This is a genomic window from Clostridium sp. (assembly GCF_026168755.1).
Classification (GTDB): Bacteria; Bacillota; Clostridia; order Clostridiales; family Clostridiaceae; genus Clostridium.
The window spans coordinates 1-6063 of the sequence record NZ_JAPFDR010000084.1; the positions used below are offsets into that span (position 1 = coordinate 1).

Annotated in this window: 6 protein-coding genes; 4 read left to right on the forward strand and 2 right to left on the reverse strand. The window is 27.7% G+C overall.

Annotated elements, in window-relative coordinates; all coding sequences use genetic code 11:
• Positions 1 to 342 precede the first annotated feature (342 nt).
• Together Q0Y03_RS15585 and Q0Y03_RS14955 are read right to left on the reverse strand one after the other, a co-directional pair.
• The gene (locus Q0Y03_RS15585; protein WP_363318757.1) at positions 343 to 807 is read right to left on the reverse strand and encodes a JAB domain-containing protein; all 465 of its coding nucleotides are present in this window, start codon (positions 805 to 807) and stop codon (positions 343 to 345) included.
• Between the two features lie 129 nt (positions 808 to 936).
• Positions 937 to 1506 (reverse strand): helix-turn-helix domain-containing protein, encoded by a 570-nt coding sequence (locus tag Q0Y03_RS14955; protein WP_297714596.1) that lies wholly within the window; start codon positions 1504 to 1506, stop codon positions 937 to 939.
• Between the two features lie 250 nt (positions 1507 to 1756).
• On the opposite strand from Q0Y03_RS14955, the gene Q0Y03_RS14960 reads away from it, so the two are divergent.
• The 4 genes from Q0Y03_RS14960 to Q0Y03_RS14975 form a co-directional block, all read left to right on the forward strand.
• Positions 1757 to 2176 carry a hypothetical protein gene (locus tag Q0Y03_RS14960; RefSeq protein ID WP_221700970.1) on the forward strand — a complete coding sequence of 140 codons (420 nt, stop codon included), beginning with the start codon at positions 1757 to 1759 and terminating at the stop codon, positions 2174 to 2176.
• Between the two features lie 144 nt (positions 2177 to 2320).
• Positions 2321 to 3217 (forward strand): hypothetical protein, encoded by an 897-nt coding sequence (locus tag Q0Y03_RS14965; RefSeq protein ID WP_297714597.1) that lies wholly within the window; start codon positions 2321 to 2323, stop codon positions 3215 to 3217.
• A gap of 21 nt (positions 3218 to 3238) precedes the next feature.
• Entirely contained in the window at positions 3239 to 3481 is a 243-nt protein-coding gene (locus Q0Y03_RS14970) for a hypothetical protein (RefSeq protein WP_055291731.1), read from the forward strand.
• Positions 3482 to 3762: 281 nt separating this feature from the next.
• Positions 3763 to 6063, forward strand: a 2301-nt coding sequence (locus Q0Y03_RS14975) for a SpaA isopeptide-forming pilin-related protein (protein ID WP_297714598.1), incomplete at its 3' end; no start/stop codon positions are given.

Here is a 6063-nt window from a genome sequence, read left to right on the forward strand (position 1 = left end):
AACTAAATTTTTCTTATAAAGATTAGCAGATTTAATTATAGTTTTTAAAACATCATCTTTATTTAGTTTTGCCATATATCCCCCTGTATAAAAAATGGAGTATCTGTACTAAGTACATATACTCCAAATTAACTGATTTTTTTGTTGCCTACCAACGACGTGCAATTAAATCACGTAAATCTTTCAGATTATTAAGGTGTCAGTACACCCAAAATAAATTTTAAGTTTATCTATATAATTATTATAACATTATAAGAGTTATAGTAAAAAAATAGAGGAAATTTTAATAAAGATTATATTTCTGAAAAGTGTTCTTTGAGAACACTTTTTTAGTTTATGTAATTAAATAATATTATGTTTTTTAAAACTAAAAAAATTATTATCTCCAATAATAATATGGTCTAAAAAATTAATACCAAGAATTTTACTACTTTTATTAAAAAGTAAAGTTTCTTCAATATCATGCTTACTTGGGGTAGGATCACCACTAGGATGATTATGAACTAGAATTATACTGTTAGAGTTAGTTATTATAGCAGTTTTGAAAACTTCAGAAGGTGTGGTATTTAAAGTGTTAATAGAGCCAATTGAGACAATAGATATTGAGGATATGTAGTTTTTTGAATCAAGAGTGATTGCTATTAATATCTCTTTATCACAATGCTTAAAAAATTTTTTTACATAATTGTAAGTATGACTAGCAGTACAAAGTTTCTTCCTTAAAAAGAAAAGTTTCTTGTTTTTTTTAATATAGTTTTTTGGATATAGATTTTTTTTAGCATAAGTCTCTCCTTTTAAATTAATTATTTATTTTCTATAATTATAGAAAATAAATAGTATTATATAATAAATACTATTTATATAAATAATAAGAGAATTTAATTAAAAAAAAGATAGTCAAGAGAATAATAAAAGTTACTCTCTTGACTATCTTTTTTATTTTGGTTTATATGGAGGAGTATCTTCAGCTATTTTACGTTGATACATTGAAAAATCACTATCATAATATATATCTGAAGATTCTTCCTTATCATTAGAATTTTTTTCTAATAGTGTTTCTATATAATCTAGCTTCTTAGATAAATCATCTATTTTAAAAAGTCTATTTTTAGTTCTTTTTAATTCATCATACATTAGATCAGTTCTTTTCTTTGATTGTTCGAGTTCAATAAAAGTTCTTTCAACTTTTTTTAGTAGTTTTTTTAATTCATCTACATAGTTGTTTTTAGGAGTATTAATAGTTTTTTCATTATTATTTATATAACTTGAATAATCAATTTTAACATCTGTATTATCTAGAACGTCAATACTAAATAAATAATCCATAGAACAATTCATAATTTCGCTTAATTTTAATAATGTATAAATATTAGGTTCAACTTCACCATTTTCATAGTATGAAAGTGTAGACCTTGATATTCCTAATTTATTAGCTAATTCTTGTTGTGTTATATTATTCAATTTTCTATATTCTTTAATTTTTTTTCCAAGATTAATCCAACTCATATGTACTTCCTCCTACTATAGTTTTAACAGAAATATAAAATTTAAACCATAAAAAAAGAGGTTAATGTAAATAAAAAATAAATTTTATATAAAATGTATTATTTATTGACAGAAATGTTTGTTTTATGTTATTATTTGAACATAGTATTTTCAAAAAAAGAAAAGTGTTATATAAATTAAAAATTTGGAGGAAATAGAAAATTTCCACCCTAGCGGTTTGGGTGAACTATACACTTTTTTAGGAGGAGTTATGGTTAAGCAGGGAAGTTGGAGAGAAGATGACAAAATATTAATAGAAATGTTTAATAATGGTTGTACAGCTTTAGAGATTTCTATAGAATTAAATAGAACAAAAGAAGCAACTCAAAAAAGAATACAATATTTGAAAAGGAAGAAAGTTATATTTGAATGTAATAGAAGATTAAAGCAAATAGAATTAAGAGAAATAAATAAAGCGATAAATTATGAAAGTAGTAAATTTATGAGTGATAGATCACTTGTTAAATCAAGTTTATCAGCATATAAGAATAATTCTAAAGGAGATTTAGTTTTAGATAAGGAAAAAGCTAAAGCAAATGGATATGAATATACTAGTGATATGCCAAGAAAATTAGGAAATAATGAAGGTAGAGAGTATGATAAAACATTTGTATATAAAAAAATAGGTTAATAATTTACAGGACTTGAGGGATTACAAAGAATATAAAATGCAAATTTTAATTAAGGTCTGTAAGTTTATCAAGGGGAGTTTTTCTCCCCAATAAATAAAAGTGTTCCTTGAGAACACAAAATAATATAATGTGAGAGGTGTATTATGAAATTTGAAAAAATAAAAGAAATTTTAAAAAATAGAAAAGTACAAATAATAACAGGAACAGTAGCTGGAGTTTTAGCATTAACAGTAGTTGGAACAATAATATTAAATAATAAAAATGTAGAAAATAAAAATATTATTGTAGAAAAAGATGATAAAAAAGCTTCTAATAAAGAAAATGATGAGATAAAAGAGCAATTAGAAGAATTAAAAAGTATAGATACATCTAATATGTCAGATGAAGAAAAAAAGGAACTAGAAAATAAGATAGCAGATACAGAAAAGAAGGTAGCTAATAATAATGATGAAGCAGGTAAAGAAGTTACTTCGAATACTTCAACATCAAAGCCAAATTCTACTTCAACAACTATAGAAAATAGTGGTACAAGCACTAACACTAATACTAATAAAGGGAGTAATTCTAATAGTAAGCCATCTAGTGGAAGTTCTTCTAACTCAAACAGTAGTAATAATACAGGAAGTTCTAGTAGTGGTTCAACGGGCGGAAATACTACTAATAAGGAAGAAGCTCATACTCATAGATGGGTGCCAATTACTAGTGTAATACATCATGATGAACAAGGACACTACGAGAAAAAAATAGTTAGTGAAGCATGGACAGAAGAAATTCCGATTTATGAAGATAAAGAAGTGGCAATTTGTAATGGATGTGGTTTAGATATAACATCAGATCCTTGGGGGCATATAGAACAACAAGCATTAGCTGGAAATTACTCTTGTGGGGGATTCCGTACTGATTGGAAACAAGTACAAGTAGGAACTAATAAAATAAATCATGATGCAGTATATGAAGATAAATGGGTTGTTGATAAAGCTGCTTGGGATGAAACAGTTACTACTGGATATAAGTGCAGCGGTTGTAGTGCAACTAAATAATATGCCTTAGGAGGAAACTAAATGGATACTATACAAATAATAGCTCTTATTTTAGGAGGGTTATTATTTATATTTACTATATATATAGGATATGTTGTTATTTTCCAAAGAGATGAAGGGATTAGAAAGGCATCAGCTATAATAGATAGCTTTATTGATAGTGGAAAGGTTAATTTTTTAATAGTTTATGGAATATTATTTGGTATAGGAATTTATTTTTTAATTAATTTATTAATGGATTTTTTTATAAAAATAATTAAATAAAGGGTGATCCCTGGGAACACCTTTTACAAATAGCAATATTTATATTTTATTTAAAACACCTATTAGTTTAGGTGTTTTTTTAGTACAAAAAATTATGTAACATAAAGAACTTCAACTATTTAATATAGTTGGAGTTTTTTAATTGCATAATTTCAATAATTGAAAGGGGGAATTGCAATGAATACTTGTGTAATGTGTGGAACTATTGTATTAAATGGAGATCATGTTTGTAAGTATTGCACAGAAAAAATTGAAAATGAAAAAAATAAGGAGGGATGACAGTGAGAAAACTTAAAAGAATTTTAAGTTTAGTTCTAACTATGTGCATTTTTATAGGAATGGGAAGTGATATAAAAGCACAAGCACAAACTATAGAAGAAGTTGCTAAGTTAGAAATCAAAGTTAATGGTAAAGGTACTGTTATTGTTGATGATGGCTATTCAAAATACTCTTTAGAAGATAAGGATGTATTAAGAGCTAATGCAACTGTAAATAGTGATTTGAAATTAACAGTAACTCCTAATGATGGATATTTAATAGCATCTGTAAGTGGTGTTGATTCTCAAGTTGGAGAAAGTGGAAACAGTAGAATATATGATGTTAGTACAAAATCCGATGGTACTTTTATTGATGTAAACTTTGAAAAAGAAACTAAAGATGAAGTTGAGAATGAGATTAAAGAAGAAACTAAAGAAGAAACTAATAATGAAATAAAAGAAGAAGTTAACAATGATATAAAAGAAGAAACTAAAGAAGAAGTTAATGATGAGATTGAAGAAGAAAAGGGTGTATCTGAAGAAGCTAAGAAGTTTATTGCAGAATATGAAGCTGGTAACTATGATTCTTCAGAATCATTAGAATTTAGAAAATCATTAGTAGCTTCTAACAACCTAGAAGAGTACGTTGATTTTCAATTCTTCTTTAAACAAGAGTATATCGAGGATTTAGAAGAAACTTATTTAGGGGATTTACTTACACTTATTAGGTTATCATCGAATAATATAACATCTACGAATGATTTATTTGATGCTTACTCTCAAGTAGATGCTAAGTATATTTTGATACCATCTATTAATAGAATGGCTAGGTCAAGCTTTGGTTTCTCTGCATTTGATTTAGCTATGGCTAGAAGTGTAACAGTAATGAGACCTAATCATACTAATATCTCTGCTCCCGAAAATAGTGTAACTTACTATGAGGGTGGTATCTTTATGGGACAAACTGGTGTCTATTCTGTTAATGGTAGAGCAGCATTTTGTGCTGACCACACTAAGGCAGATCCACCATCAGGTACTGGATTATCAAATATACAAGAAGTAACAAACGATACTATTAGAAAGATATTGTATTACGGTTCTGAAGGACCAGCTCAAATTAGTGGTTGGACTTATAATTCTTTAAGATTAGGAACTGCTATGGCAATATCTAATATTAGACATGGTACTAATAAGAGTATGGGTGTAAGATTAACAAATGCAGTTTCAGGACTTGCATCTCCACCATCATCTTTTAAGGCTTATATTGGAGATCCATCAAATTCTGCATATCAATCAATTGCTTATTGGGAATATAGTCCCAAGGGTTCATTACAAATATCTAAATCTTCTGCTGACCCATCTATTACAAATGGGAATAGTTATTATGACATAACAGGTGCAGAATATGGGGTATTTACAGGTTCTAATGCAACTGGTCAAGTGGCAACTCTTACAATAGGTTCTAATGGTTGGTCTCAAGAAATTTCTTTAGATGCAGGAACTTATTATATAAAAGAAATTAAGGCTCCAAAGGGATATGCTTTAGATAATAATATCTATACTATGACAGTTACTTCGGGTAGTAAAGCTACAAGAAACTTTACTGATAAACCACAAACTGACCCTGTAGGTGTGCTTTTAAGAAAAGTAGATGCTGATACTGGAAATGCTTCACCTCAAGGTAGTGGAACATTAGAAAATGCTGAATTTACTTTTAAATTTTATGCAGGTGAATATAACGATGGTGTTAATCCAGCAGACTTAGGTATTAGTCCTACTAGAACTTGGATTATGAAAACTAATTCTAATGGATTTATTCGTTTAGAAGATTCTTATAAGGTATCAGGGGATGCATTTTGGTACACTAGTTTTGGAGTTCCTACATTACCAGCAGGAACATTAACAATTCAAGAAACTAAAGCTCCTATTGGGTATAAAATTAATTCAGAGATATTTGTAAAGAAAATAACAACTAGTGGTAGTGGGGAATTAGTAAATACTTATAACGAGCCAATAATAAAAGAAGATTCTTTAAACTTTGTTATAAAAAAGGTTCAAAGTGGAACATCAACTTTAATACCTAATGCTAAGTTTAGACATACTTTACCTGATGGTACTACAGAAGAGTTACAAACTGGTTCAAATGGTGAAGTAGTTATTAGAGGTTTAACTCAAGGTATTCATAAAATAGTTGAGTTTGAAGCTCCTGAAGGTTATGAAGTAAATAAAAATGAATTTGTGTTTGAAGTTAAGTCAGATAACACTATAAATGTTATTTCTAATACAACAAATATGGGGATGAGTTATTCAGAATTTGAGGGTGAT